General features: G+C 52.6%; 1 protein-coding gene. It reads left to right on the top strand.

The window, feature by feature from the left end; genetic code table 11:
* Nucleotides 1–145: 145 nt before the first annotated feature.
* On the top strand, nucleotides 146–624 hold a 479-nt coding region (locus tag VJI94_RS07910; protein WP_324008949.1), incomplete at its 3' end, for a hypothetical protein.

Below are 624 nucleotides of genomic sequence, written 5' to 3'. Positions count from 1 at the left end.
ATGGTAAGGTGCTCAAGGGTCCGAATTTCTTTCCGCCCAATATGCGCAGTGCTCTTTCTGCTATGGGTATGAGGTTCACTTCCCTTCTCAACCGCCACTGAGACCACCGCACCCAGGTGTCGGAAAGGCAACAAAGGTCATCCCCATGGAACAGAAGAAAACATATCCAAGCCTCCATGATCTCTGCACCGAGCAGGGTATCGATATTGCCGACATTATTAACCGGAGGGTGCTCGTATTCACGGGCCCCAAAGGTTCCGGCAAGGATACAGCGTGTGCCAATCCCCTGTTAGAGCGGGCTCGTCTGAGGAGGCTGCGGTTCCCCCAAGAACGCCCTCTATTTGAGCGGGTACCATTTGCAGGCGCGATCAAGCAATCGTGCAGCATTCTGTATGGTCTTACCGAAGAGGAAATGGAAGACTCCATCCTTAAGGAAAAGACTCTTTCGCGTTGGCCCTGGCAGCCTCCTAGAAAGCTTCTGCAAGATGATGCCAATGCAAAGCGCGAACAGTACGACGGCTATTTCCACGTACGTGCATGGCTTCGAGCTGTAGCAAAGTCGCGAGCCCATTGTATTGTAGTCACTGATCTACGCTTCCCTGAAGAGCTGCAGATTCTGCATGA

The organism is Parvimonas sp. D9, assembly GCF_035282565.1.
In the GTDB taxonomy this organism is placed as follows: domain Bacteria; phylum Bacillota; class Clostridia; order Tissierellales; family Peptoniphilaceae; genus Parvimonas; species Parvimonas micra.
Note: the sequence above shows the minus strand (reverse complement) of the source record. Positions and strands in the feature narration are given on the sequence as shown.